Raw genomic sequence first — 24,746 nt, forward strand, 5'->3', positions numbered from 1 at the left:
TTCGTAGAGCGCAAAGATAACTAACTAAAACTACTTTAATAATGTGAAGTTTCTGAAAACTTTTCGTTATTAACAACCGTATCTTAATTAAAAGCTGTTCAGACATTTTGCCACGGTAATCAAAACCTTTATTTTTGCGCCTTAATCATTAAGCCAATTAGCATAGCAATGCCAAAAACACAACAATTAGAAGATTTTGTGACTCAGGTGCGTAGAGACATTCTACGACAAGTTCACAAAGTAAACTCAGGACATCCGGGTGGTTCTCTGGGCTGTACAGAATTTTTTGTCGCTCTTTATCAAGAAATTCTAGAAAGAAAAGACGATTTTGACATGAACGGTAAAGAGGAAGATTTATTTTTCTTGTCGAACGGTCATATTTCACCGGTTTACTATAGTGTATTAGCGAGGAGCGGATATTTTCCGGTAGAAGAGTTAAACACATTTAGATTAATCAACAGTAGACTTCAGGGACATCCTACAACACACGAAGGCCTCCCTGGGATTAGAATAGCTTCGGGATCTCTTGGACAAGGGATGTCTGTGGCTATAGGAGCTGCGCAAGCAAAAAAACTAAACAATGACGATCATCTTGTCTATAGTCTTCACGGAGACGGTGAACTACAGGAAGGTCAGGTTTGGGAAGCTGCTATGTATGCTGCAGGAAAGAAAGTAGATAATCTTATATCTACGATAGACCTTAATGGACAACAAATTGACGGGGCTACCGATGATGTATTACCGTTGGGTAGCTTAAGAGCAAAATTTGAGGCTTTTGGATGGGATGTTATGGAAATCAAAAAAGGAAATGACATTACTGCTGTTATAGAAGGCTTAAAGGAGGCGAAAACAAGAACAGGAAAAGGAAAACCAGTTTGTATTTTGATGCATACGGTTATGGGCAACGGTGTGGATTTTATGATGCATACTCATGCCTGGCATGGTAAAGCTCCAAATGATGAGCAATTAGAAATAGGGTTAACACAAAATCCTGAAACTCTGGGAGACTATTAAGGTATACAGAGAGATTTCTGTTTTACGGAAATTACTTAAAAAAAACATACATGAAAAAATATATAGACACAGGAAAAAAAGACACACGTTCTGGTTTTGGAGCAGGTCTTGAAGTACTTGGAAAAACAAACGAGAATGTTGTAGCACTTTGTGCTGATCTTATTGGTTCTCTAAAAATGGATGCGTTTATAGCTAACCATCCAGATCGCTTTTTTCAGATTGGTATTGCTGAAGCCAATATGATGGGGATCGCTGCAGGACTAACTATTGGTGGTAAAATTCCATTTACAGGAACTTTTGCCAACTTTTCGACAGGTCGTGTGTACGACCAGATTCGCCAATCCATTGCGTATAGTGGTAAAAATGTAAAAATTTGTGCTTCACACGCAGGTCTGACATTAGGAGAAGACGGTGCAACCCATCAGATCTTAGAGGATATTGGATTAATGAAAATGTTACCAGGTATGGTAGTCATTAATCCATGTGATTATAATCAAACCAAAGCAGCCACCATCGCTATCGCTGAATACGAAGGTCCGGTATACTTACGTTTCGGCCGACCAAAAGTAGCTAATTTCACACCAGAAGATCAAAAATTTGAAATCGGAAAAGCTATTCATTTACAGGAAGGAACTGATGTTACTATTGTAGCTACAGGACATTTGGTATGGGAAGCTTTGTTAGCTGCAGAAGCTCTGAAAGAAAAAAGTATTAGTGTGGAAGTTATAAATATTCATACAATTAAACCCTTTGATGAAGAGGCTATCATAAATTCTGTTAAAAAAACAGGCTGCATTGTTACCGCAGAAGAACACAACTACTTAGGAGGACTTGGAGAGAGCGTTTCTAGAGTACTAGCTCAAAACCACCCTGCTCCGCAAGAGTTTATTGCTACTCAGGATACCTTTGGAGAAAGTGGAACTCCTGAGCAACTAATGGAAAAATATGGCTTAAATGCCGATGCTATAACCAATGCTGTAGAAAAGGTGATCAAGAGAAAATAAATATCGATTAAACGTATTATTAAAGCCTTCTGTTCAGCACAGAAGGCTTTTTTCATGATACTTTTAGAATAATCTGATTCCATCTTCGTTATCATACAAACACTGACCACCAAATTATTTAATTATTTATTCATCTTTTAAAACTCATTTAAATGAAAAATGTATTAGTGTTTTTAATCCTTTTTACTTCTTATGGAATGACAGCGCAGGAAAAAGGGGTAAACTTTGGTGTAAAAGCTGGTCTAAACTATGGTGATAATGGTAAAATAGAGTTTAGCGATGTCTCTAATGCTGGAGGCAATTTACTCTCAGAAAATGCAGATGACAGGATAGGTTATCATATTGGCATCTTTTTAAGAGGAGATATCACAGATCGTTTTTATCTAAAACCAGAACTTCAGTATACTCAGAATAGCAGCTCCTATTCTTTTGATAACAGAAAGCTTAATTACGATATCAAAAAACTGGATCTTCCTATTTTAGCAGGAGTGTACCTGTTGGGACCTTTACATGTTTTTGGTGGTCCGGCTTTACAATATATTGTTGAAAATGACTTAGAAGATGTTCAATTAAGTGAAGTGAAAAATGAATTTACCGTCGGTGTTCAATTTGGGGTTGGACTGCAGATAAGACGCCTTAATATCGACCTAAGATACGAAAGAGGCATCACTAAAAACCAAGCTCAAACTATTGATGAGAATACTGGCCAAACTATCAGAGTAGACTCCAGATCCAATCAGTTCATCCTAAGTTTAGCTTTAGATTTGTAAGAAGATTAAAAAAACTCTGGATTTCTCCAGAGTTTTTTTAATCTTCTTATGCTTTAATCATCTCTAGAAGCTGTATTATCTGTGTCCAGATAATTCGGAATTCCATCCCCGTCCGTATCATCATTAGTAGGATCTCCGTCTCCGATATCATTAGTAGGATCGCCATCTCCATCTCTATCAACATTGAGATCTGTATCTGGCTCTAAATCTTCATCTATTGTTAGTGTTCCATCCCCATCATCATCAGGATCTAAATAATTCGGAAAGCCATTAGAATCAGTATCATCATCTTCATCAAAAACTAATCGATCACCATCTAAGTCTTCTAGATAAGAAGGAACACCATCATTATCATGATCTGCTTCCACACTACCATACAATTGAATGCTAAAAATTAATGGTGAATAAACAGGAATACCATTTTGAGGTTGAGAAAAATATCCCAATCCTGACGGTATAAAAACTGTGAAATTACCAAAGCCGGTACCATAATTTACAGTACCATCTTCGTTCTCTGTAAAACCAGATGCACCTCTAAACTCTACAGTTGCTTCTCTAAAGCCTTCTATAACCTGAACTAAATCAAACCACACTGGGGTTACAGCACTATCAAATACCCTTCTATCAGGATTATTATTATCAACCGGATCATTCTCATCAATAATACCATCTCCATCAGAGTCTACTTTCCCAGAATCCGTTCCGGGTATACCATCGTCATCAGCATCACTGTCATCTGCAATACCATCTCCATCGCCATCTGTTCTAACTACTTCGTCAATTACATCTGCTTCTCCATCACCATCTGCATCGACATCAGCTTCATCCGGAATACCATCTCCATCTTGATCTTCGTTATCATAAAACAGCTCACCTCTATATGTGACATAGGTAGAATCTGCAAAAGTAGGTTGACGTTCACCCTGTGTCCCGCTATTTTGATTTAGAATATACAATGTATAATCTACATCATTTCGAGTAATATTTTTGGTTTCGAGAAGTCCTGAGTCCCAAATAGAAGTTTGCCCACTATTATCACCTGCAATCGTATCAAAATGTATTGTTTGATAATCTGGATTTGCATCATTATCCACCAAAGTAAAAAAGTGCGTTTTCAAATAATCCTGAATTAAAGGATCTTCGTTAGCTTGTTGCTCTGCTTCATCTCTGGGCGGAACAGCAGTTATGCCATCATCATCATCATTATTACAGGCGTATAAGGCTGTCATAATAATACCTGTAGCAAAAATATATCTTCTTACATTCATCTCATTGCTTTTTTAAAGGCGCAAGATACAATTTTCTTGTACTTTTGCTTCACTATTATAATAGATAAAACGCATTTTTTAATCATTTTTTATGCGAATTGATAAATATTTATGGTGTATCAGATATTTCAAGACACGTAGTATTGCTACTAAAGCTTGTAAAGAAGGTAAGGTAAGGGTAAACGGTGATCTTATTAAACCATCGCGAGAAATTTACCCTACTGATAAAATTACCGTTCGTAAAAACCAGATTAACTATGAACTTATTGTACTGGATACACCAAAGAATCGACTGGGCGCTAAGCTCGTCGATATATATCGTAAAGACGTTACACCTGCAGAAGCGTTGCAAAAATTAGATCTTTTAAAACACTCCAAAGAATATTATAGAAAAAGAGGTACGGGAAGACCTACCAAAAAAGACAGAAGAGATATTGATGATTGGTTTGAAGGACCAGCAGATAATGACAGTGAAGAATGAAATTAAACTCACATTTCTGGAGTGAAAAATACAAGTCACAACAAACAGGTTGGGACATTGGGTATGCTTCACCTCCGATTGTTTCATATTTTGATCAACTTCATAACAAAGACATTAAAATTCTGATCCCGGGATGCGGTAATGCTTATGAAGCTATACAGTTATACGAGAAGGGGTTTAAAAATATCTTTATATTGGATTTTGTAAAAGATACGTTGGAAAATTTTGAAAAAAGGCATCCTGATTTTCCAAAAAACCAAATACTTTTTGAAGACTTTTTTAGCTTAGAAGATCAATTTGACATTATTGTAGAACAAACATTTTTCTGCGCTTTATCACCCAACCAGAGAAAGGATTATGTCAATAAAATGAAAGAATTGTTAAACACTAATGGCAAGCTAATAGGGTTGTTTTTTGACAATGAGTTCAAAAAAAAAGGACCACCTTTTGGAGGTAATAAAAAAGAATATCTAGCATTATTTTCTAATTCTTTTAAAATTAAAACACTAGAAAAATGTTATAATTCAATTCACCCACGTATGGATAACGAACTCTTTTTTATCTTTGAGGTCAATTAAAATAATCAAACAGCCTTATGCAGACTACCGATAATATCATATTAACTCACGAACAAATCCAGCATAAGATTAAGCGAATAGCCTATCAAATCTATGAAAGCAATGTAAATGAAAAAGAAATAGTGATTGCAGGTATTTCGAAAAACGGGTTTATTTTTGCTCAAAGATTAAAAACTATTTTAGAAGACATCTCAGATATTACGATTACGCTTTGTGAAGTAACCATGGATAAAACGGCACCTCATAATACAGTAGAAACATCGATTCCAACATCTGCATATACAAACAAATCGCTTGTTTTAGCAGATGACGTATTAAACTCAGGAACGGCTTTGGTTTATGGAGTAAAGCACTTTCTGGATGTTCCTCTAATACGATTTAAAACTGCTGTTCTTGTTAATCGAAATCACAAAAAATATCCTATTAAAGCTGATTTTAAAGGTATTTCGCTATCAACCTCTTTACATGAACATGTCAATGTTATTTTTAGTAAGAATGACATTGCTGTATTAGAATAAGACCTGTTGTATTTCTGTTGCTACTTCATCAACTGTTTTAGTATCTGTAGAAATAATATATTGAGCTTGATTATAATAAAATGAACGTTCGAAAAGGTGTTTTCTAATAAAATCCTTTAGGCTGTACTCTGTATCTAGATGTGATAAGAGAGGTCTCTTGTCCTTTTCAACAAATAATCTATTGACCAATTCTTGTAAAGATGTTTTCAAATAAATACTTTTAGTATGCGAGTTACCCTTAATCAGCTCTAGGTTTCCGGCAAAACAAGGCGTCCCACCTCCTAAAGAAATTATAGTATTACTAAAAGTTTCCAGTACCTCTTTCAGATATTTATTTTCTTTTTTTCTAAAATATATCTCCCCTTTTTCTTCAAAAATTTGACTGATAGATTTTTTTTCTTGGGCTTCAATATAATCATCCAGATCAAGGCACTCCATTTTTAATTTAGAAGCTAACCCTTTGCCAATAGAGGACTTACCGCAACCCATATACCCTAATAAAATAATATTCATACACTAAAATTTAAACTATTTATGCCAGAAAAAACGGTCATTTTAAATAAAACGCAAATTTATATTAAATTCTTCTTGAAAAATAAATTAATGATAGTATATTTGCACCCGCATTCAAGGAAAAAGGAATGTATGACCGGGTAGCTCAGTTGGTAGAGCATCTCCCTTTTAAGGAGAGGGTCCTGGGTTCGAGCCCCAGCCCGGTCACATAAAATAAAAATCGATTATTTTTTTGAATTAAAGTAACAAAGAATTTATTCTAATAAAAATAGCTATCGATTTTTAATGAGAAATAAATAATGATAATAGATTAATTATTATTTGTTTAAAAGGTTCTTTAATTTTTTTGATAAAACAAACTAATGACCGGGTAGCTCAGTTGGTAGAGCATCTCCCTTTTAAGGAGAGGGTCCTGGGTTCGAGCCCCAGCCCGGTCACATAGTAGAACATCATCTATGACCAAAACCTTGCTAATCTTATAATTGGCAAGGTTTTTTATTTTAAGAAAATTTATGTAATTTAAAAGGCATCCGTTTGTCTGATTACTATCAGCTTCAGCAAATAAACATAGTAAAAATACCTAGAAAAAAAGTCTAGAGTTCATCTCAAAAATTGCTGCTTTATAAAATATAGTGTGTATCTCTAATTGTAATTTCGCTTAAAGTGAAACTAATCCACAACCATTAAAAAAACAGATATCATTAGCAATTCATAAAAAAACCGATAGTTTTCACTACCGGTTTGTAAATATTTATTTGTCTGTTTTTTTAAGCGTTCACTACTTGTTCCTCATGTTTTCCTTCACTTATTTCCTCAATCATTTTATCAATAAAAACAGGTAAATCATCTGGATTTCTACTTGTTGTTAACCCCTCGTCCACAACTACTTCTTCATCCACCCAATTTGCTCCTGCGTTGATTAAGTCGTCTTTGATACTTTTATATGATGTAATTTTTCGGTTTTCTACAACTCCTGCACTAATTAATAACCACGGTGCATGGCAAATCGCTGATACTGGTTTACTTTGAGCAAAAAAGTCTTTAATGAATAACAATGAAGCCTCATCAGTACGCAGACTATCCGGGTTTGCTACGCCGCCTGGAAGTACCAAACTGCTATAGTCTGATGCTTTTACTTCTGACACTTTTCTATCTACTTTAATACTCTCTCCCCAGTTATCTCCATCCCAACTTTTAATACTTCCCATATCTTTTGATATAATATGTACGGTAGCACCTTCGTTTTTCAATGCTTTTAATGGCTCAAATAATTCTGACTTTTCGAATCCGTTTGTGGCTAAAATGGCTATTTTTTTGTTCTCTAACTTCATAATCTTTTCTATTTTAAATTAATGTTTTACTTTGTTGATGACAATGTACGAGAAGTATGTATTTGATCTATTACAATATTTTTACTAATTCTTACAATACTATAACCTTTGATAGCAAAAGCTAAGTAAGGCTAGCATACGAGAGGCAAAGGATGATAAATACTAACGTGTCTTACAATAGAGTTCAAACTTCTCACGACTATTTCATCACCTTAATTTTACAAGAACAATAAATAAAGTGTTTATTTTTTTCTTTTTAAAAATGGGTTACTCTATATTTGCATCCGAATAAATTCTAAAGAAAAACAGTACATTTTTTATTGTTTATTTAAAAGTATATTTCTACCCGGATGCTGGAATTGGTAGACAGGCATGGTTGAGGGCCATGTGTCCTTTAGGGCGTGTGGGTTCGACTCCCATTCCGGGTACTACTTAATCTGTTACACCCTATTATTATCGAGCTAAAAAAACCAGCCGATAGAATAGTGGATAGTAAAAACCTATTCAACAGGTATTAAACTTTAATTTCTTTAAAACATCCACTGGTTAAAAGTTCAACTCTGATTAGATCAAATACTCATATTGACTAATAAGTATTAAAACCTTATGTACTACCCTCAACAATTTAAAGATATACTATTTTCTGATGATGATGTAGCTAAAAAGCAAGATGAATTAAACGATGTTGCTCGAAATAGTTACCCTACTCGGATTCATCCAAATAGTCAACAAACTTTTGAACTATTAAAGAAAAAAGTGAAGGAAAAAATAAAGGATTTAGAATCCAAACTATCTAACGCCAAAGGTTCCGAAAAAAAAGATTTACAAGCCAGAATAAAAGAATTAAAAAACGCTCAAAAAGAATTTAAACTAATAGAACAATCTAATACGACATATTCTTTTAAAATTAGACCCCAACCGGAATTTGCTTATAAAGGTAATAATAACAGTACTGTTTTTTATGATGGTTCACTTGGAACTTTAATTAATGAACTAAAACATGCTTTTCAATATGAATCTGGAAAGTTTGAATTTATAGAGGTAAATAATTATGGTAATATTAGATATGATACAGGACTAACCTATGACGTTTTTGATGAACTTGAAACTTATAAAAGACAATATGCTTTTGATGGGGTTTTAAAACTGCGTATTTCACTATCAGAACAAGATATAATAGCTGGGATTAACAAAGTAGCTACAGGTAATAAAAATTTTGGTACAGTAGAAATAAATAGGATGAAAGACATTAAGGTTGCCATTATAACTAAAGTATCTGATAGTTATGCTCTTGACGGATTATATGAAAGAATATCAAAGAAGGAGCTAGATATTAATAGTCTTTCAAAAGATGTCTTTAATGCAAATAAAGAAAATCGATTCAAAGATATTTTAAATATTAGTTTAGGTTCGACAGATAAGAAAAAACCGTATCTTGAGTACATCAAAGTTTTTATAAAAAAACAACCAATCATCTATGCAAAATATTAGTTTTATATTTTTTTTATTTTTCTTATTAAATAGTTGTTCAGCACAGAGAAAAATAATAGATAAAATTTATTTATACTCATATACTGACGAACCAACTGTACTTGACAATAGTATTCATTTTGAAACCGACAGCACTTTACTTATCTCAGGAGGAAAAGGACAATATGCATATAGCTCATACCCTAACTATAAGGTAATTAATGATTCCACATATTGTATTTATTACCCAAATTCTAAACCTAAAAAGCCTACAAAAGAAGAGTTGAAGGACACACTAAAAATTAAAATATACATGACAGATGTATACAACGATACGATATATTGGAAAAATGATAAAGAATTCATCTTTCGAAAAAGACTTTTTAAGTTATATGAATATAAAGGTGTATCGCTAGAAGATCAATAAGAATTGCACATACCAGCAAAACCTATTATATATGCGAAATATTAATCTAATAGTGATTTTATTTTTTGTAATTCAAGGATGCTCAGCGCAAAAAAATGTAATAGGCAAAGGGTATGTTTACAATCATGACAAAGTAAGTTCTTTATATGATAACACTATTTTTTTCAAGAGTGATTCAACGTTAATAATCTATGGTGGTCAACTAGCATATAAATATTCCAGCTATCCGAATTACAAAAAAGTTAATGATTCTATCTACGTAATCTACTACCCTAACTCGACTAGAAGAAAACCGACCAAAGAAGAACTAAAAGATACTATAAAAACAAAAGTATATATGGCTGATGTTTTTAACGATACCATTTATTGGAAAAATGACAAAGAGCTTATCTTTAGAGAAAGACTTTTTAAGTTATATGAATATAAAGGTGTATCGCTAGAAGATCAATAAGAATTGCACATACCAGCAAAACCTATTATATATGGGAAATATTAGTTTAATAGCGATTTTTATTTTAGTATTTCAAGGATCCTCAGCACAGAAAAGTATAGTGGGAAAAGTTTATAATTATCACGACCAAAGTAAAATTAATGGCTCCATTTATAATAACACATTGCATTTCGAGAATGATACAACTCTAACTATATATGGGGTAAATTAGCATATAAATATGCCACCTATCCGAATTACAAAAAAGTCAATGATTCTACATAGGTAATCTACTATCCTAACTCGACTAGAAGAAAACGACCGATGAAGAAATAAAAGATACTATAAAAACAAAAGTATATACGGCTCATGTTTTTAACGATACCATTTATTTGAAAAATGACAAAGAGCTTATCTTTATAGAAAGACTTTTCGAGTTATATGAAAATAAAGATACATCATTAGAAGATCAATAAATAGGATATGTAAATGGTATAGTAATGATTCTTAGTTTATGCTATTGTTTATATTTATTCTTTCTCACATAATCAATAAACCATAATTCCAAAACCCAGACAGGAATTATTATTATCAAGTGTCAAAATTCAAATTCATATTCCATCGTTTTATTGAACTATTATTTAAATCTGATTTTGTTTCAGGTACGAATCCATTAGAATATTCCTGGAGCGTATTTTTAATCTTATTCCTCTATAAAAGAAATAAAAAAACAGGAGTAATTTTTTTGTTTTATATTCAGATCAAATCCAAAAATACTTCATAAATTCCTAGTCAAAAATACTAAATGGTTTCTGTATTACAATCCTTGAAATTTCATCATAAGTAAAAATCAAATTTTTAAGATAAATAGAGTGTTATTTTTGAAAATATCTTCTAATTTCCTTTTTCAAACTTTTTGTCATTCAAGGTTTTTATAAATGAAATTAAGGCTTCTGATTCATTATCGGTTAACTTCAATGAATCGGAGGGAAGTGTTTGATAAGGAACATCCAACCCCATTCCTTGTCCACCGCCAACATTGTAAAATTTAATAACCTCTTCCAAGCTATTGTATACACCATTGTGCATGTAGGGAGCTGTCAATTCTGAATTACGAACAGTCGATGTCTTAAAAAAGTTTCTTTTTTCCTCTACCTTATACGGATAATATTGACCTGGATCGTCATCCAATATTGGATGCTCAAAACTTGCATTTTTAGGAACTCCTAGATTTTCAAATTCAGTTTCCATATATTTTGGAGGCACTGTGCCGTTAAATGCTGGTGGAAAATGACAGGTTGCGCAGGCTGCTTTTCCCATAAATAAGTTAAAACCTAAGATTTCTTTATCTGTCAATGTATTTTCATCACCCTGCATATTTCTATCAAACTTAGAATCAAAAGGTGCCAAACTTCTTATATAGGTACCTATTGCATGGCGTGCATTACGATTTGAAAAATTTCCATTATAGAGGGAGTCAAATTGCTGCACATATTTCGGATTTGTTTGAATACGTTGCTCTATTGTATTTAGATCCAAATGAAATTCATTTTGGTCATTGACAACTTTTACAATTTGGTCTTCCAAACTGGCTGCGCGACCATCGTAAAAGAAAGTACGCTGAAAAACAGCATAGGATAAAGTTGGTGTATTTCGTAATAATTCAATATTATTGATACCCCTAGCTTTTTTAAGTCCATCAGTAAAGGCTTTGTCTTTATGGTGGCATGTGGCACAACTAATGTTGCCTGTACTTGAGAGCGATTCATCGTTGAAGAGCATCCTTCCTAAAGAAACTCGCTCGTCAGTAATTTCAGGCGAGCGTGGAGTTGAAAACTGCGCCATATTGAAAAAATCTTTATCAAAAAGATTGGTAGATAATGGATTGAGCGAACGGGAAGTATTCAAAGCTATATTCCAATCCTTTGAAGTTGAATTAATAAGCTCTAATTGTCTATTAGTGTGGTTCTTAATAAATGCATACCGATCAAAAGTGTCAAAATCCCCCGATCTTAATGTCGATATAGTACTATCTATTTCTTTTGTCCAGGACTGATATAATTCTTTTGATGCAAAGGCTTTTTTATAAATATTTAGAATCTCCTGTATGGTTTCATAATTATAAATAGCTTCATTTAATGAGTTTGCTAGCATCGGTGAATCAAAACCTGTAATACCTTTAGTAGCAATATTTACAATGGCATCACGCAACATCTTCAAATGGTGCCTGTCACGTTGTTTTAGAAGGATATGATTCCTTCTAATATACGGAATACGGACTTGCAGATACTGTGCAACTCTGAATAGCTTTTTATTATCAAGGGCTTCCTCAGCATACAGTAACTCTTCAAGAACCTGGTAACTTTTGGGTTTTGATTTTTTGATATCTTGATAATCCTCCATTTCAATTTTAAGCAAATTTGGGGCATTCATGGATAGATAGTTCTCATAATCATATGCAATCAACATTGGCTCTGCCCGTTTATACCATTTTCTGCTTTTTATAAAATTAGCCTTATTTTCTTCCAGTGATTTGAGGGTATCTATCTTCTGTATGTAAACTGCGGCACTATCTAAAGTTTTAAAATAGTGATTTCTAATGGCGTTGTTAAACAAAGATTCACTATTAGAAAAAGTGGTCGGCGCAAATAACTCCTCTTCTTTTTTACAAGAAACAGCAACAAGTAAGATCATAGTTAGTAAAAAACAGTACATCGATTTCATAGCAGAATAAATAGTTTTAATAAACAAAAAGCTCCCTACCGAATTGGGAACTTTTTGTTCAAGGATAGTATGTAACTCTTATCTTGGTAATCCAGTAATCTTAAACAAGAATGAACCTTCAAGTCGAGCAGAAGACTCGTCTATAGCGGTAGGATCGTAAAATTTTGCACCATCTGCTCGTACAGCAGATTCAGGCTGACTACTATAGTTCCATCCATGTACCTGTGCCCCTCCAACGAAAGTAGGTTCTGTAGCACCTATAATATCAGTAACATCAATCAAACCAGTAATCTCCCAATACCTATCGGTACTTCCTATACCCATTGCGGTTGCAGCCGTTTGGTTACATTCCATTACTTCAGCTACAGCTCCGGTATTCAAGTCCAACTGCCATAGTTTAGCGAACCCTGAAATATCAGCATTTAGATCTGCATAACCATTAGGATCTTCCTGAATGTAAGCATAGTTTTCGGTCACTAAGATGTTATCAGGAGAATGCATACCATCAGCTTTTCCACCTTCTAGGTCTCCATCCATTACTACTTCCAACGTAGCAGGTCCAGTAGGGTTATCTGGATTAAGTACCAGTTTATAAACTCGTCCAAAAGTAGTACCTCTGTTTGCTAAATCAGGATTGTCAGCTCTATATCTACCAGTAGCATTAAAATATACCTCTTTGTTGGCTTGTGCAGAACCTCTTCTCCAGTCGATATCCTCTATTCTCTGAAAACCGATGGCCAAAGAATCAATTCCTTCTTGGTTCAGTTCATCTAGAGTTCTCTCAGTTACCTCGACCCACTCGACATCATATACATTACCTTCGGCCATACCCATTTCAAAAAGTTGTCCACCAGCACCAGGAGCAGTCTCTACAGGATTTGTACCTTTTAGCATATATAAACTTCCTCCGTTTAAATCGCCCCTGGAGCCCACATACATTGCGAAATGAGCTTCTGGATAATCATTACTGCTATCATCATCACCCATAAAAACTACGGTTTGTGACGGATATGCATTTTTACCGATAACAACTGCGTTTTCGGTTGACCATTCACCAAGTGCAGGTAATCTTTCAGCTTCAACCCTATCTTCTGGAGAACGGAAAGGGTTCACGCGGTAAACTCCTTTAGCATTTCCGCCCCACTCACCACCTGAAAGGAATAGCGGACCAAAACCATGTTCTTCGGGAGTAATGGAAGAACCTGAACATTGTGCAGTAAAGGCAGTAGCAGTGGCATTAACAATATAATCACCTTGTAAAGGCTGTAAGTCTGAATTCATCATAATTCTAGCGATAGAATAATCAGATTCCAAGTTGTTGATAAGTGCGTACATACCGTCACCGGCAGGATAAAGGGCAGCTCCATCCATGAAAGAACCGTAAACGAAGGTTGAATCTGAAGGAAGTATATCTGCCGATGTTAATATCATTTCCAGATTGGCAGAGGAAGCAAAACTACCTTTAAGCTCAAAAACATCATTAGAAACAACGGAGCTTTCCAAAGGTATAGATTCTTCAAGTGTTAAATCCATGCCATCTACACCGTCTTGACCATCTGTCCCATCTTGACCGTCTACTCCATCTTGCCCTGCTGGGCCTTCTAGACCTTGGTCCCCCTCACAGCTGTATAATCCGATACTAACTACGGAAATAATTAAAATCCCTAATATTGACTTTCTCAATTTCATAATTTGTGTAATTTAAAAATTCATTAATATTTTGGTTACAAAACTACCTTTTGAATTTTTTGAATACATTAACTAATCATGTTCAATACTTTATAAAAATTAAAAAAATGTTAACTTCTTAAAGAAAATGTTATTAATAAGATTTGATCTAAATAATAAGGTTTTCCATTTAACCACCAATGCTAATACCATAATAGTTATGTATAAAAATCACATGCAAATGATTGCAAAACAGGTGTTTGTATAAATCCCTTTGAAACAAACTCTTAAATAGTGATTGACATGCATAGTATCATCCATCAAATCCAAGCAATGGTTCAAAGTAAAGCTATACTTTTCTTCAATATGTAACAATCCATTTCTAAATAGTCTCAACTCTTAAAATCAAGCGCTTAACCATTTTACTAAGGGTCTTTATGAAAAAAGTACAATCTTTGCAAGAGCATCCATTTGTAGAATTTATTAGCTCTAAGAAAGTAAAGGTTTCTCGTTTTATTGATCTTAAAGTATTTGGATACCTTTAAGCGCGAGTGATATCAGAAATGAGTATAGCATTATTTATTTTTAGGCTCGAGTAAGGCTTGTTTACAAAAGATCAATTACTACAAGCTGCTAGTATAAATTTGAGATTGCCATGTTCAAAAGATTCTAACATAGCTTTATGTTTTTTTCGTTTGCTCTTACCTAAAAATTGAAAATCCTTATTAGGAGTAGAATATAAGAGTTGTAAGTCTCTTTTAGATCTAGAAAAATTAAGATGCCATACCAGTTTTTCTAATTTCACACGTACTTGAATAACCGAGTCCGAAGGAAAACCACTACACTTACCATAAAGATAGGTTCCTTCATAATCGTCATTTATTTTTTCTATTGATTCTATAAAGAGCTCTTTGTAATCAATATCAATATTTCTAAAGGTATATCCTTCTTTATAATTCCCTCTTTTTTCACTCTTGAATACATTGCTATCATCGTCCCAAATAAAATATATTGTTTTTTTGCATTCTATTTGTGATGCTAATTTTTTGATTTCTTTATTAGATTTACAGCCTAATAGACTAAGTAAAACTATTATTAACGCTGAACACAACTTAATACTTAATAAATTCTTTTTAAACATATTTTTACAACAGCTTAAATGTATGATCCCGTTTTTTAATGGCAACAAATATAGCCCTTCATTCGATAGATTGTTAAATTTTTAGAATAAATACTGATTTGGATTCATAGGATAATTATTTACAGTGCTTTTGTAGATGATGTTAAAATCAAGTAGCCCTATTTTAGGCTTATTCAGGTTTGTATACAACAATGGAATAGGTTTACTAGTACGCAATGTATAATTAGTTATCGTTTTATTGAACTATTATTGTGTTTATTCTGAATCAGTTATTGCTTTCTTTATCTCTTACTCATACCGCTACGAAGTTGCAAACTTCGCAGAGCTGGGTTTCTGGTACTTCTTCTAAAAAATCAATTTTTTTTAATGCTACAAATAATTCAATAACCTTTTCCCTTTTTTGACCAGTAATTTTGTGAATTTCACTAACCATAATATTTGGACTTTCTATCAATTCTGTTCCATTGTTTGAAAAAAACATTACCTGGTCGTAGAATACTTTTAGTAAATTTTTGCTCATCCTTTAAATATTTCAAGAAGTAATGTTAACCTTCAGTAAGAAGATAGCACTAATAAACATTACAACATTTAATATTTATTGAATCATGAAAAACACTAAAGAATTTAAGGACGAAAATTTTGAAATTTTAACTTTAGGAAAAGTCAATCACGCTAAAGAGACCAGACCAACAACTACCAAAAATTTAGTTTGCTTGGATTATAAACCAGAGAAGATTGACACAGATTTATTTCTGACAAAACCTGGAAGTATAACTATGTTCTTCTTTGAAAAGAATAGCTCGTTTAAAAAAGAAATAGTCAATGCTATACGTCACCCTGAAGAGGATTCATCAAAGGAGTTAAAGGAAAGATTGATGTCCAAGTTTTCTGACAGAAGTCCTATTTCTATAGAAGAAGCTATAGATGAATGTTTAAATGCACCTTCCTTCGCACAGATTAATTACGGTTGTAAAGAGCTTGCTAATAATCTTTTCGTAAACAAAGAAATTGACTTAGCTGTACTACCTTTTCCATATAACGGAGGCCATATTGAAGCAAGCAATTTTCAAATGATTGAATTTTTAAACGATAAAGAGGATATTTACGATGCTATACTTGTAAAACATGACCCCATTCTTACTCCTATTGAAAAAGAAGTCTTAGAATTGGTTCCCAGCAATATGCTAGAAACCAATATTGGATCAACATCGGTATGTTGGGCTATCACAGCAGTAGCAGTCTATTTTACAGTGATTGCTGCTACTTCGTTATGTCCAGGTCAAGTTGAAAACGAATTAGAACTTGACAATCTTATCAATTTTTCTGATCCATTACTTTCAGCTAAAAGGTTACTAAATGCAAGAAGAGAACTTTTAAGTCAAAACCAAGTTTAAGTTATGTGGTCAATATATTTTTTCTCAATCTGGTTTTTATTGACAATCTTAGCACATACTAAGTTTGGAAAACTCAATAGGATAAGGAATTATGACATTTTAAACTTGATTCCGCAATGGTCATTTTTCGCTCCAATACCCGCCACGGAAGATATAATAATTTTATATCGTTGTCTCGATGATAAAAACAATATATCGAATTGGAAGGAAATCGGAACTTTTAGCAATAGAACAAAAATAGACTTCATTTGGAATCCTAAAAAACGTTTCAGAAAATCTATATTGGATATTGCAGTGTTGCTATCTCGTACCATCAAAAATAATAATGATGCAAGTAGGTTAAAATTCACTGTTCCCTATTTATTAATTCTGAATTATATTAGTTGCAATTTATTTTCAGATGTTTTAATGTCGAAGGTTCAATTCCTTATTGTAACAAATGACCCTTTAAAGCAGAAAGGTTCTCAATCCAATGTTTTACTAATTTCTGAAATACACAGACTCTATGGAAGCAAATAAGATAATTTCGTACATATCCATTATGGTATATTGTGGATATTTAATCAGTACAATAGAGCTCCTCTGTCAAAGAAAAATGTTTACATCAAAAGGGATTTTGTCCTGGGAATTCCTTCAGACGTATAATCCAAAGTATAGAATACGCTTGAATTTATCCAATATTATAAAGATATATCAAAAAAAGAATTTCGTGCACTCTCTTTTTCTTGTTAACCTTTGCAGTCTAGGTATATTAGTTTTTGGGGAAATTTTTAATATTCAAATGCTGTTTTTCCAAGCATTGTTAATATTTTCAATACTAATAACTTTTCACGTTTTACCATTTGGATTGGATGGATCAGATCAGGCTTTCGCATTGATAATAATAACAGTGTTTATAGTCTCGTTATCCGATGAACTGCTAGTAAAGAATGTTGGATTATGGTTTCTTACCCTGCAATGCTGTTTGGTGTATTTTATTTCTGGATTCAACAAAATAATAAAAAAGGGGTGGCGTTCTGGTGTATATCTAAAAGGGATTTTTCATACGAGGATATACGGGAACAAAATATTGATGAATAAGCTAAATATTAGCAACAGAGGTTTTCAAATTCTTTCTCTAACCGTAATTGTATTTGAATGTTTATTCCCATTAGTATTAATCTTACCCAAAGAATTTGTACTTGTATTTATAACGATGGGATTCTTATTTCATCTAGGAACAGCTATAATAATGGGCTTGAATTCATTTTGGTTTTCTTTTGTTTGTTTTTATCCAGCTGTAATTTTTTGTACTCAATCGGACTGGCCTTTCTGAACCATTCTAAAATTAGAATGCTATTCTAATTATAGCTCCCCTAATAAGAAAATTATTAGTAGGCAATTATAAAAATTGAATTTCCATTGGGCTGCCAATATTTCAAAACAAATTTAACAAATGAAGCCTAGTTCACTGCTAGGCTTCATTTGTTATCGTTTTATTGAACTATTATTGTGTTTATTCTGAATCAGTTATTACTTTCTTTATCTCTTACTCATACCGCTACGAAGTTGCAAACTTCGCAGAGCTGGAGTAAAGGATCAAATATTTCAAAGAACTTAAAGGTAAGGACCTTCAATATAATAATCAAATTCTATTTCGTCTGTTTCACTTCCACCTGTAATTTTAACTTTCATATTTCCAAATTCTATTCCTCGATAATTGTAAATCCCGTCGTTAATAATATTTTCGTTAATTACAATTAAATCATTAACCCAAATTTGAATAGTTACGTTATTTGTATTATCGAAGTATTCTTCATGCCATTTGATATCCAAATTACTATAAGATTGAGAAACCTGGTGAGATCTATTCGGAGGTGAAAAGATACCTTTATCAATACCGAATCCTGTTAGATTCATATTTGATATGGTATTATTTGCAGATACTCCCATTTTTAAATGTTCGAATGAGAACTCAAATGAAGGAACTTCTAATAGCCTATAATTGATATAAATTTCTTCAGGTGTTATTGTCACTCTACCTTTGAAAGGAATATTTCTGATGAAAGCTATATCTTTATTTTCATCACGAACAATTATAAATACTGAATTATTAAAATTTTGTCTTGATATTTGAACTTGGTCTGCGCTTGGTTCAGCGAATTCTATTATTACTGTTGCCAAAGTATTAGAATAATCATAGTCAAAACTAAAGCTGGTAGAACATCTGTTACGGATCTTTTTAATATCTTCATTTAACCACGTACCACCTCGATCATTTTGTCCCTTTATATTTCTGCCATTATCCGTTATAGTGCCGCCACCATCTACTAACATCCAATTTAGAGGGAGTCCTTTTTTTCGTTTCTTACATTTATAGTTAATGGGTACAGGCAAAAGTTTAGAGCTCTCGTGTGACAAGAAATCCAGTTCATAAACTTCGTGCGAATTTACATCTTCGTTTTCATTCGAACATCGAATAAATAAAATTGAAAGAAGAATAGTGATTAATAAAATTCTGGTTATTTTCATAATTAATGTTTTTTAAATAAAGTATTTATATTACGTCCTTTGATCATTTTTTAATCTGTAACTCCTGTAGTCCAAAGCGTCAAGTATAACATCACTTTTGTTATATTAATCTACCATAAAAACTTACTGAGAGATGTTATCTTATTGTTGATTTGTGAAAAAAATTCTTACCCAATGGTAATCAATATATAGTATTAAGACTTTTATGTTTAAAAATAACATCCTTGTCAGTTAGTTTATTATTAATTTTTATATCGAACTCATCTTGAGTTGAATTTTTAACATTTAAATTAGTTTTAGTGTAATACATATCAAAAATAACTAACAATGTTGTTGTCTGAAGACGGGAATATATATTCGTAAGGTTTCAATTTATATCTGCAAGTACAGACCAGAATAATGAAATAATATCCTTGATTTCTATCAAACCTATAAGATGTACTTTTATTTGTGGAGATTGTATTAAGCATTTTCTAAGATATACTATAATAGTATCCGGTAATACATTTTGAAGTTGCTGAATAATTCTTAATAGTTGTTTAAACGCTGGTCAGGTACTCAGAAAAAAAACACATTTTATTATCTTAAAATCAAACAAATCAAGGATTTTTTTATCAAAAAATTTTTAATATTAAATAAAATTAATGAATCGTTTTATTGAACTATTATTGTGTTTATTCTGAATCAGTTATTGCTTTCTTTATCTCTTACTCATACCGCTACGAAGTTGCAAACTTCGCAGAGCTGGGCTTTTATTACTATTCTTCTTATAATCAGCTATAATTTAATTGAATTGCATTCAGTTTTTTTCTTATTGCACCTAACGGTCTGGCTAAATGCAGTAGCCGACGAATGGAGGCTATTGACATTTAGTCTTTGTTCGCTTCCGTTTTGGATTTGTCTAGTTGGTCTTCTATATCACCAAACATTCCCGTAATATAAGCTTCGAGTACTTGTTTACCTTCTTCATTGGGACAAACTTTTAATTCATTTAAAGCGGCTTCTCTTTCTTTTAGTGCCAACCAAATCATAAATTGTTTAGTATCAATATCCGTTAGAACTTTGGTAATTTCTTTAGCGTTCTCTTTAATGCGATTGGTTTCAACCAAGTCTCGAAGAAACTCTTTTTTGGGATGTTGAAATGCTATGCCATAAAGAAGCGGAAGGGAAACCTTTCCTTGCTCTAAATCAGTAAGAGAATCTGAGTCCCATAAAGATTCCATATCATTGAATATCTGTATAGCAAGGCCTAAATGATGCCCAAATAATCCACATGCTTGTACCCACTCCGAGTTGTCAGTTCCTACTTGAGCACCAGTTGCACACGCTAAAGAATATGCTGTTGCGGTTTTCATTTCTATAGTTGTCCAATAGGCTTCAAAATCTTTTGTCTCTCCCTTTAAATCTCTATCCTGTCCTGCTGATAAGTGTAAAAATGCACTTAAAAAAGATTGATGTATTCTATGAAATACTGGTAAGGGATAATTCGCTTGTCTTAAAATCTCAAATGTTAAAAATTGAGTAGCCGTAGCATAATTGAAAGCTCTTGCGTTGCCTACAATTTCCCAAAGTCTTCCCGCTCTGTCTCTATCTTGCAGGTCGTCTAAAATCCTCATACTTATTGAGATAGCTAATAATGCTGAAGTTAAAGGTACAGCGTCCTTAGCGTTACCTCCAACAGAACGACAAGCCGCAAGTGGTAAAGCAACTTCTGTGGATAACGGTTCTCGCAACATGGTATCTAAAATTAATTTGAAATCTGTCCAATAAGACGGTACACTTTCCAACAGAATATTTTTGACTTCAGGGTAAAGAGACTTCAACCAATCCATAATTTTAATTTTTCGATTTTAATACAGCCATTATTTTCTCTTGAAAATATTTTTCAACAGAATTAAGGGTAAATAACTGATGCAGGGCTTCCAAATCTTTTTGATTGTTGGAATAAACGTCTAAAATATAATCTTCTATTTTGCTTGGATAATCCTTAAAAAGTTGATGAAGCAACATTTGCTGCTGATACATTTCTGTCTTTTGTCGATTTTTTTCAATTTCTAATTCATATTCCTTTCGAAACAAAGAATCTTTGATGTGCTTGGGGTCAATTCCTGCCGATAAACCCGTTTCAAGAGGAGGCTGTATGTTATCATCTGGCACATCTGAAAAATTGAAATTGTAGTCTATCTCTGAATGAATCTGATTCAAGGTTTTCAGCCATTGTTGGGTGAGTCGTTCTCTTTCCGTTTCGAATTGAGGACTTCTTTCCCAGTTACTTTGTTTTTTAGCATAATATAAATGATGCTGAAAAGCCATTTGCTGCTTAATTTCAAGAGACAACTTAGGATGAAACAATGCCTTTGCAGCATATTGTTCTAACAATTCCATTCTTTTCTCTCGTGGATGAAAATCATAGGAACTTAAATTGTTGCAAATTTCCAATAATACAATAGCATGGTGATTAGTTTCTTCATTTTCCCATATTGCTAATAGTGAATCAGACACTTCTTCAAATGCTGCAATGTTCTTTTTCTCTCCTGCTGATCGGATTTGATTAATCGCTTCTTCTATTGAGTGAGTTTGATTTTTCATGTTAGAATTTGAATTTTTATGTGATGCAATGTCTCCGCAGTTTTGAAGAACTAAAAAAAATATTACAGTTGTTAACTTATACAAAACTTTTTGATTTAAGTAGTCTAATAACCTGATGAGGAGTCATTCAATTCTTTCGAGAATGGACCAGCTCCAGCTTTTGAAATTGAAGCTTTGCCAGTTGAGTCTACTACTTCACTATGGTTTGCTGTAGTAAGTGTTTTTGCGGAACCACTCCCCACCTTAAATTGCCAAGGAATTGGCCAAAGAAAAGTTCCGGCCGTATAAGGTGTTCTAGTATGAGGTCCAGTAGAAACAGTATCTGTTGAGTTATCTTTGGAGCCTTTGCTAGCATTCCCTGTTCCAACTGAAAGCCATGTGCCTACCGGATGAACCTGCCCATTATCTCCTGAAAAATATCCAGTTCCAATTCCTGCACAACTTCCTTCTCTCATATTTGTGTAATGAAACGATACATCCTTTGGAGTATAGTATGTATCGCCTTTAAATCCTACTGAAGCACTACCTTGCTGATGCCAAATTCCTGTTCCAGGTGTCCGTTCCATATAAGCTCCACTTGGCTCTACAACATCAAATGCCTTTGTATCCACAACAGTCCCTGCATGTGTGCCCCCAACCACTTTTAACTCTAGTTCAACTCTTCCTGCTCTATCGCCTGCAGTAAAGGTTCCCTTTCCATTATTGCTACTATTATTTACGACTGCACCCAATCCACTTTTCTTTGTCCATTCCAATCCTACACCAGAAGGTAGTGGGCCAGTAGCAGTAGTCGTAAAATTCAAGTCAATTTCTTCTCCAACGCCATACTGAGTCGTACTTCTCCCTGTAAAATTATCTTTGGGTGTCAATGTTCCTGTAACAGTAGGGACAGCGGTGCTGGAAGGCGGGGTCGCTGGAGTAGTGGTAGTTGTAGGTGGGGCCTGACTCGGAGAGCAACCATTTCCACATCCCCCACACACACGTTGTACTTTTGACCTGTTGGTGGTTTCTTTTACTTCTCCTACCATTTCTTGGCTTTGTATCATTTCCTGTTTTTGAAGGATTTCAGAAGCTGGGTTTTGTTGTTGAAAAGAAGCAATCTCTTTTTTGAAAAGCATTGAATTGCTTGATGTAGTTTCATCGTTTTCTAAAAGCGTTTGTAATGCATAATTCGCAGGTTCAGTCTTCCTTTTTGTCTGTACCGCAGCCCCCTGTTGTACCACGTGGGTCAATTCATGTGCTAAAAGCTTATTGCCATTTTTGGAGCTTGGGTTATAATTCCCTTTATTGAAATAAATATTACTTCCATTTGTAAATGCTTGTGCTCCCAAACTTTGATTCATCTGGACAGCATTATTGCCTGTATGAACTTTTACTCCTGTAAAATCAGCACCAAAGCTTTGCTCCATATTTTGTCGAGTTCCCTTATCTAAGGGCTGACCACTTCCTTTAGAATTTTGGAGTTGCGTTTCAACACTTGGGTCTACTTCATCTATTCCTTTGCCTTGAATAAGTTTATTGTTTATTCTGTCGTCACTTTCAAAAATGGGTTTCTTACTTATCGTCATTTCTTCAGCTTCCATCTTTTGAAGATTTTCCTCTTGTTCGCAATCATCACATTTGTTTTGAATATCGGGTGATGAATTAGATATATCCAGTTTTTGAACAACCTTTTCAGCCATTGCATCAGCTTCTTGTTCATACTTATCCCCAGGCTCACCAATTGTAAGTTTGGTCTGAATATAAGATGGAGTAAGAAAAGGTGGTTCAGCTTCTTTGGAATTTGAAAAAAAAGTTCCCGCTCCACTTTTATTAAAAAATGGTTTAGAAGTTTGTGCATTTGTATGCGTTGTATTTTTGGTTTTTGATGTTGTTTTCATAATTGTAGCGTTTTTATTTTTTCTTTTAATGGAAGCGAACGTCTACGGCTATGAGTAGTTGCGTGGTTTAGCCTTAACTTTGCAAGTACACACCAAAGTGAAAATCCGCGAGGATTTTCAGAAATAAGCGAGAACAAGCAATTACTTATAGTTATTATTATCAAGTGCCAAAATTCATATTCATATTCCATCGTTTATTTGAACTTTTAGATATTGATGTATCCTTTCCCACTACAGCTATAACATCTGGAAGCGTCTTGCTCGCTTGGACGAGCTGGAATAGTTTTGCCTGTAAAATCTCTTTTTAAGCATCCACTCCCATTACAGCGCATACATTTTTGTTTATTTAGAGCCATCGTTTATTTGAACAAAATACCCCATACTCAGAGTTAAACTGAGTATGGGGTTTAATTATAATTTTTTACGTTGCTTCTAAATTACTAAAAAACTAAAAGAAATGGGGTTTATTTCCCCGATTAATTTATGACATCTAGGATAATATCGCTTTATTGAACTTTAGTTATTTATTGTCCCCAGTGTTTTTATCCATCATAGTTGTCCAATTTCCAACTTTTTTTAGGTCTTATTTCTTTCCAATCCCAATACTTGTCATATAATTTGTCGTGAAGAAAATCTAAATCTGCAGCAATCTCATCTGTTTTGTCAACGAAACAAATCTCAGTCCATTTACCAAAACTTTCATCAGGCTCTGAAGTTCCGTCAATTATATTGAATAAATCAAACAGAACACCAGCAGAGTTATCAGCCAAAATTTTCCTCAATGCACTTTTCAAATTAGGGTCATTTTTCAATTTTTCTAATGAGCGAGTTTCTTCTTCGGTAAAACCACAATTTGGTGGATATGTCATAAAATCCATTTCACCACCTTTATCTAATTTACTTGAAATATAGTCTGCATTTCCCTCAATTTTTTGATTAGCAGATAGTAAAAAGGTTCTAATATTATGTTTTGATAGTTTCATTTTTTTAGCATTGAGCACAACGGTCTCCTTTACTTTACAGCCGTATTATATA

General features: G+C 33.5%; 23 protein-coding genes and 3 tRNA genes. 14 read left to right on the top strand and 12 right to left on the bottom strand.

What is annotated here, in order from left to right; translation table 11 throughout:
- Window positions 1–168: 168 nt before the first annotated feature.
- From ACWGOQ_RS12540 to ACWGOQ_RS12550, 3 genes are all read left to right on the top strand, one after another.
- Complete coding sequence (locus tag ACWGOQ_RS12540; protein ID WP_452058495.1) at window positions 169–1,014, top strand: transketolase; 846 nt, start codon at window positions 169–171, stop codon at window positions 1,012–1,014.
- Window positions 1,015–1,064: 50 nt separating this feature from the next.
- Window positions 1,065–2,018 (top strand): transketolase family protein, encoded by a 954-nt coding sequence (locus ACWGOQ_RS12545; RefSeq protein WP_452058496.1) that lies wholly within the window; start codon window positions 1,065–1,067, stop codon window positions 2,016–2,018.
- Window positions 2,019–2,170: 152 nt separating this feature from the next.
- Window positions 2,171–2,788 carry a porin family protein gene (locus ACWGOQ_RS12550; RefSeq protein WP_452058497.1) on the top strand — a complete coding sequence of 206 codons (618 nt, stop codon included), beginning with the start codon at window positions 2,171–2,173 and terminating at the stop codon, window positions 2,786–2,788.
- A gap of 53 nt (window positions 2,789–2,841) precedes the next feature.
- On the opposite strand, the gene ACWGOQ_RS12555 is transcribed toward ACWGOQ_RS12550, so the two are convergent.
- Window positions 2,842–4,056, bottom strand: coding sequence for an FKBP-type peptidyl-prolyl cis-trans isomerase (locus ACWGOQ_RS12555; protein ID WP_452058498.1), 1,215 nt, complete (start codon window positions 4,054–4,056; stop codon window positions 2,842–2,844).
- 91 nt (window positions 4,057–4,147) lie between these two features.
- Between ACWGOQ_RS12555 and hslR the strand changes: the two genes are divergently transcribed.
- From hslR to ACWGOQ_RS12570, 3 genes are read left to right on the top strand one after another with little or no spacing between them, the layout of a single operon-like run.
- On the top strand, window positions 4,148–4,537 hold the full coding sequence (hslR, locus tag ACWGOQ_RS12560; RefSeq protein WP_452058499.1) for an Hsp15 family ribosome-associated heat shock protein: 390 nt from the start codon (window positions 4,148–4,150) through the stop codon (window positions 4,535–4,537).
- A complete protein-coding gene (locus ACWGOQ_RS12565) occupies window positions 4,534–5,115 on the top strand; it encodes a methyltransferase domain-containing protein (protein WP_452058500.1) in 582 nt (193 codons plus the stop codon). The genes hslR and ACWGOQ_RS12565 overlap by 4 nt, the downstream gene beginning before the upstream one ends.
- Before the next feature lie 17 nt (window positions 5,116–5,132).
- Window positions 5,133–5,633, top strand: a complete 501-nt coding sequence (locus ACWGOQ_RS12570; RefSeq protein ID WP_452058501.1) for a phosphoribosyltransferase family protein — start codon at window positions 5,133–5,135, stop codon at window positions 5,631–5,633.
- On the opposite strand, the gene ACWGOQ_RS12575 is transcribed toward ACWGOQ_RS12570, so the two are convergent.
- Window positions 5,625–6,146, bottom strand: a complete 522-nt coding sequence (locus ACWGOQ_RS12575; protein ID WP_452058502.1) for a shikimate kinase — start codon at window positions 6,144–6,146, stop codon at window positions 5,625–5,627. The genes ACWGOQ_RS12570 and ACWGOQ_RS12575 overlap by 9 nt on opposite strands.
- Window positions 6,147–6,280: 134 nt before the next feature.
- Between ACWGOQ_RS12575 and ACWGOQ_RS12580 the strand changes: the two genes are divergently transcribed.
- Window positions 6,281–6,353 (top strand) — tRNA-Lys (locus ACWGOQ_RS12580).
- A gap of 157 nt (window positions 6,354–6,510) precedes the next feature.
- Window positions 6,511–6,583: transfer RNA gene (locus ACWGOQ_RS12585), tRNA-Lys, on the top strand.
- A 330-nt stretch (window positions 6,584–6,913) separates the two neighbouring features.
- On the opposite strand, the gene ACWGOQ_RS12590 is transcribed toward ACWGOQ_RS12585, so the two are convergent.
- The gene (locus ACWGOQ_RS12590; RefSeq protein ID WP_452058503.1) at window positions 6,914–7,477 is read right to left on the bottom strand and encodes a type 1 glutamine amidotransferase domain-containing protein; all 564 of its coding nucleotides are present in this window, start codon (window positions 7,475–7,477) and stop codon (window positions 6,914–6,916) included.
- A 344-nt stretch (window positions 7,478–7,821) separates the two neighbouring features.
- Here ACWGOQ_RS12590 and ACWGOQ_RS12595 point away from each other — a divergent pair.
- The 4 genes from ACWGOQ_RS12595 to ACWGOQ_RS12610 all read left to right on the top strand — a co-directional run bounded on the left by ACWGOQ_RS12595 (window position 7,822) and on the right by ACWGOQ_RS12610 (window position 9,825).
- Window positions 7,822–7,905: transfer RNA gene (locus ACWGOQ_RS12595), tRNA-Leu, on the top strand.
- A 178-nt stretch (window positions 7,906–8,083) separates the two neighbouring features.
- The gene (locus ACWGOQ_RS12600; protein WP_452058504.1) at window positions 8,084–8,968 is read left to right on the top strand and encodes a hypothetical protein; all 885 of its coding nucleotides are present in this window, start codon (window positions 8,084–8,086) and stop codon (window positions 8,966–8,968) included.
- Entirely contained in the window at window positions 8,955–9,374 is a 420-nt protein-coding gene (locus ACWGOQ_RS12605) for a hypothetical protein (RefSeq protein WP_452058505.1), read from the top strand. Before ACWGOQ_RS12600 ends, ACWGOQ_RS12605 begins: the two co-directional genes overlap by 14 nt.
- A 31-nt stretch (window positions 9,375–9,405) precedes the next feature.
- Window positions 9,406–9,825 (top strand): hypothetical protein, encoded by a 420-nt coding sequence (locus tag ACWGOQ_RS12610; RefSeq protein WP_452058506.1) that lies wholly within the window; start codon window positions 9,406–9,408, stop codon window positions 9,823–9,825.
- An 873-nt stretch (window positions 9,826–10,698) separates the two neighbouring features.
- On the opposite strand, the gene ACWGOQ_RS12615 is transcribed toward ACWGOQ_RS12610, so the two are convergent.
- The 4 genes from ACWGOQ_RS12615 to ACWGOQ_RS12630 all read right to left on the bottom strand — a co-directional run bounded on the left by ACWGOQ_RS12615 (window position 10,699) and on the right by ACWGOQ_RS12630 (window position 15,857).
- On the bottom strand, window positions 10,699–12,528 hold the full coding sequence (locus ACWGOQ_RS12615; RefSeq protein ID WP_452058507.1) for a cytochrome-c peroxidase: 1,830 nt from the start codon (window positions 12,526–12,528) through the stop codon (window positions 10,699–10,701).
- 78 nt (window positions 12,529–12,606) lie between these two features.
- On the bottom strand, window positions 12,607–14,217 hold the full coding sequence (locus ACWGOQ_RS12620) for a PhoX family protein (protein ID WP_452058508.1): 1,611 nt from the start codon (window positions 14,215–14,217) through the stop codon (window positions 12,607–12,609).
- A gap of 595 nt (window positions 14,218–14,812) precedes the next feature.
- Window positions 14,813–15,337 carry a hypothetical protein gene (locus ACWGOQ_RS12625; protein WP_452058509.1) on the bottom strand — a complete coding sequence of 175 codons (525 nt, stop codon included), beginning with the start codon at window positions 15,335–15,337 and terminating at the stop codon, window positions 14,813–14,815.
- Window positions 15,338–15,629: 292 nt separating this feature from the next.
- Window positions 15,630–15,857, bottom strand: coding sequence for a hypothetical protein (locus tag ACWGOQ_RS12630; RefSeq protein WP_452058510.1), 228 nt, complete (start codon window positions 15,855–15,857; stop codon window positions 15,630–15,632).
- Window positions 15,858–15,942: 85 nt separating this feature from the next.
- Between ACWGOQ_RS12630 and ACWGOQ_RS12635 the strand changes: the two genes are divergently transcribed.
- Both ACWGOQ_RS12635 and ACWGOQ_RS12640 read left to right on the top strand, forming a co-directional pair.
- Window positions 15,943–16,731 carry a hypothetical protein gene (locus tag ACWGOQ_RS12635; RefSeq protein WP_452058511.1) on the top strand — a complete coding sequence of 263 codons (789 nt, stop codon included), beginning with the start codon at window positions 15,943–15,945 and terminating at the stop codon, window positions 16,729–16,731.
- 39 nt (window positions 16,732–16,770) lie between these two features.
- Entirely contained in the window at window positions 16,771–17,250 is a 480-nt protein-coding gene (locus tag ACWGOQ_RS12640) for a hypothetical protein (protein ID WP_452058512.1), read from the top strand.
- A 1,077-nt stretch (window positions 17,251–18,327) separates the two neighbouring features.
- Here the strand turns inward: ACWGOQ_RS12640 and ACWGOQ_RS12645 are convergent.
- From ACWGOQ_RS12645 to ACWGOQ_RS12665, 5 genes are all read right to left on the bottom strand, one after another.
- A complete protein-coding gene (locus tag ACWGOQ_RS12645) occupies window positions 18,328–19,242 on the bottom strand; it encodes a hypothetical protein (protein WP_452058513.1) in 915 nt (304 codons plus the stop codon).
- Between the two features lie 869 nt (window positions 19,243–20,111).
- Complete coding sequence (locus tag ACWGOQ_RS12650) at window positions 20,112–21,074, bottom strand: polyprenyl synthetase family protein (protein WP_452058514.1); 963 nt, start codon at window positions 21,072–21,074, stop codon at window positions 20,112–20,114.
- A 4-nt stretch (window positions 21,075–21,078) separates the two neighbouring features.
- Entirely contained in the window at window positions 21,079–21,831 is a 753-nt protein-coding gene (locus ACWGOQ_RS12655) for a hypothetical protein (RefSeq protein WP_452058515.1), read from the bottom strand.
- Between the two features lie 104 nt (window positions 21,832–21,935).
- Window positions 21,936–23,711 (bottom strand): eCIS core domain-containing protein, encoded by a 1,776-nt coding sequence (locus ACWGOQ_RS12660; protein ID WP_452058516.1) that lies wholly within the window; start codon window positions 23,709–23,711, stop codon window positions 21,936–21,938.
- A 542-nt stretch (window positions 23,712–24,253) separates the two neighbouring features.
- Window positions 24,254–24,694, bottom strand: coding sequence for a hypothetical protein (locus tag ACWGOQ_RS12665; RefSeq protein ID WP_452058517.1), 441 nt, complete (start codon window positions 24,692–24,694; stop codon window positions 24,254–24,256).
- Window positions 24,695–24,746 lie beyond the last annotated feature (52 nt).

The sequence above is a fragment of the Aquimarina ulvae genome (assembly GCF_053613295.3).

Bases quoted from the DNA above. Each gene is read 5' to 3' on its own strand.
- ACWGOQ_RS12645 (WP_452058513.1), bottom strand. From the start codon at position 19,242: ATGAAAATAACCAGAATTTTATTAATCACTATTCTTCTTTCAATTTTA.
- hslR (WP_452058499.1), top strand. From the start codon at position 4,148: ATGCGAATTGATAAATATTTATGGTGTATCAGATATTTCAAGACACGT.
- ACWGOQ_RS12630 (WP_452058510.1), bottom strand. From the start codon at position 15,857: ATGAGCAAAAATTTACTAAAAGTATTCTACGACCAGGTAATGTTTTTT.
- ACWGOQ_RS12600 (WP_452058504.1), top strand. From the start codon at position 8,084: ATGTACTACCCTCAACAATTTAAAGATATACTATTTTCTGATGATGAT.
- ACWGOQ_RS12625 (WP_452058509.1), bottom strand. From the start codon at position 15,337: ATGTTTAAAAAGAATTTATTAAGTATTAAGTTGTGTTCAGCGTTAATA.
- ACWGOQ_RS12660 (WP_452058516.1), bottom strand. From the start codon at position 23,711: ATGAAAACAACATCAAAAACCAAAAATACAACGCATACAAATGCACAA.
- ACWGOQ_RS12605 (WP_452058505.1), top strand. From the start codon at position 8,955: ATGCAAAATATTAGTTTTATATTTTTTTTATTTTTCTTATTAAATAGT.
- ACWGOQ_RS12620 (WP_452058508.1), bottom strand. From the start codon at position 14,217: ATGAAATTGAGAAAGTCAATATTAGGGATTTTAATTATTTCCGTAGTT.
- ACWGOQ_RS12575 (WP_452058502.1), bottom strand. From the start codon at position 6,146: ATGAATATTATTTTATTAGGGTATATGGGTTGCGGTAAGTCCTCTATT.
- ACWGOQ_RS12545 (WP_452058496.1), top strand. From the start codon at position 1,065: ATGAAAAAATATATAGACACAGGAAAAAAAGACACACGTTCTGGTTTT.
- ACWGOQ_RS12570 (WP_452058501.1), top strand. From the start codon at position 5,133: ATGCAGACTACCGATAATATCATATTAACTCACGAACAAATCCAGCAT.
- ACWGOQ_RS12615 (WP_452058507.1), bottom strand. From the start codon at position 12,528: ATGAAATCGATGTACTGTTTTTTACTAACTATGATCTTACTTGTTGCT.
- ACWGOQ_RS12650 (WP_452058514.1), bottom strand. From the start codon at position 21,074: ATGGATTGGTTGAAGTCTCTTTACCCTGAAGTCAAAAATATTCTGTTG.
- ACWGOQ_RS12665 (WP_452058517.1), bottom strand. From the start codon at position 24,694: ATGAAACTATCAAAACATAATATTAGAACCTTTTTACTATCTGCTAAT.
- ACWGOQ_RS12565 (WP_452058500.1), top strand. From the start codon at position 4,534: ATGAAATTAAACTCACATTTCTGGAGTGAAAAATACAAGTCACAACAA.
- ACWGOQ_RS12635 (WP_452058511.1), top strand. From the start codon at position 15,943: ATGAAAAACACTAAAGAATTTAAGGACGAAAATTTTGAAATTTTAACT.
- ACWGOQ_RS12590 (WP_452058503.1), bottom strand. From the start codon at position 7,477: ATGAAGTTAGAGAACAAAAAAATAGCCATTTTAGCCACAAACGGATTC.
- ACWGOQ_RS12610 (WP_452058506.1), top strand. From the start codon at position 9,406: ATGCGAAATATTAATCTAATAGTGATTTTATTTTTTGTAATTCAAGGA.
- ACWGOQ_RS12550 (WP_452058497.1), top strand. From the start codon at position 2,171: ATGAAAAATGTATTAGTGTTTTTAATCCTTTTTACTTCTTATGGAATG.
- ACWGOQ_RS12540 (WP_452058495.1), top strand. From the start codon at position 169: ATGCCAAAAACACAACAATTAGAAGATTTTGTGACTCAGGTGCGTAGA.
- ACWGOQ_RS12555 (WP_452058498.1), bottom strand. From the start codon at position 4,056: ATGAATGTAAGAAGATATATTTTTGCTACAGGTATTATTATGACAGCC.
- ACWGOQ_RS12655 (WP_452058515.1), bottom strand. From the start codon at position 21,831: ATGAAAAATCAAACTCACTCAATAGAAGAAGCGATTAATCAAATCCGA.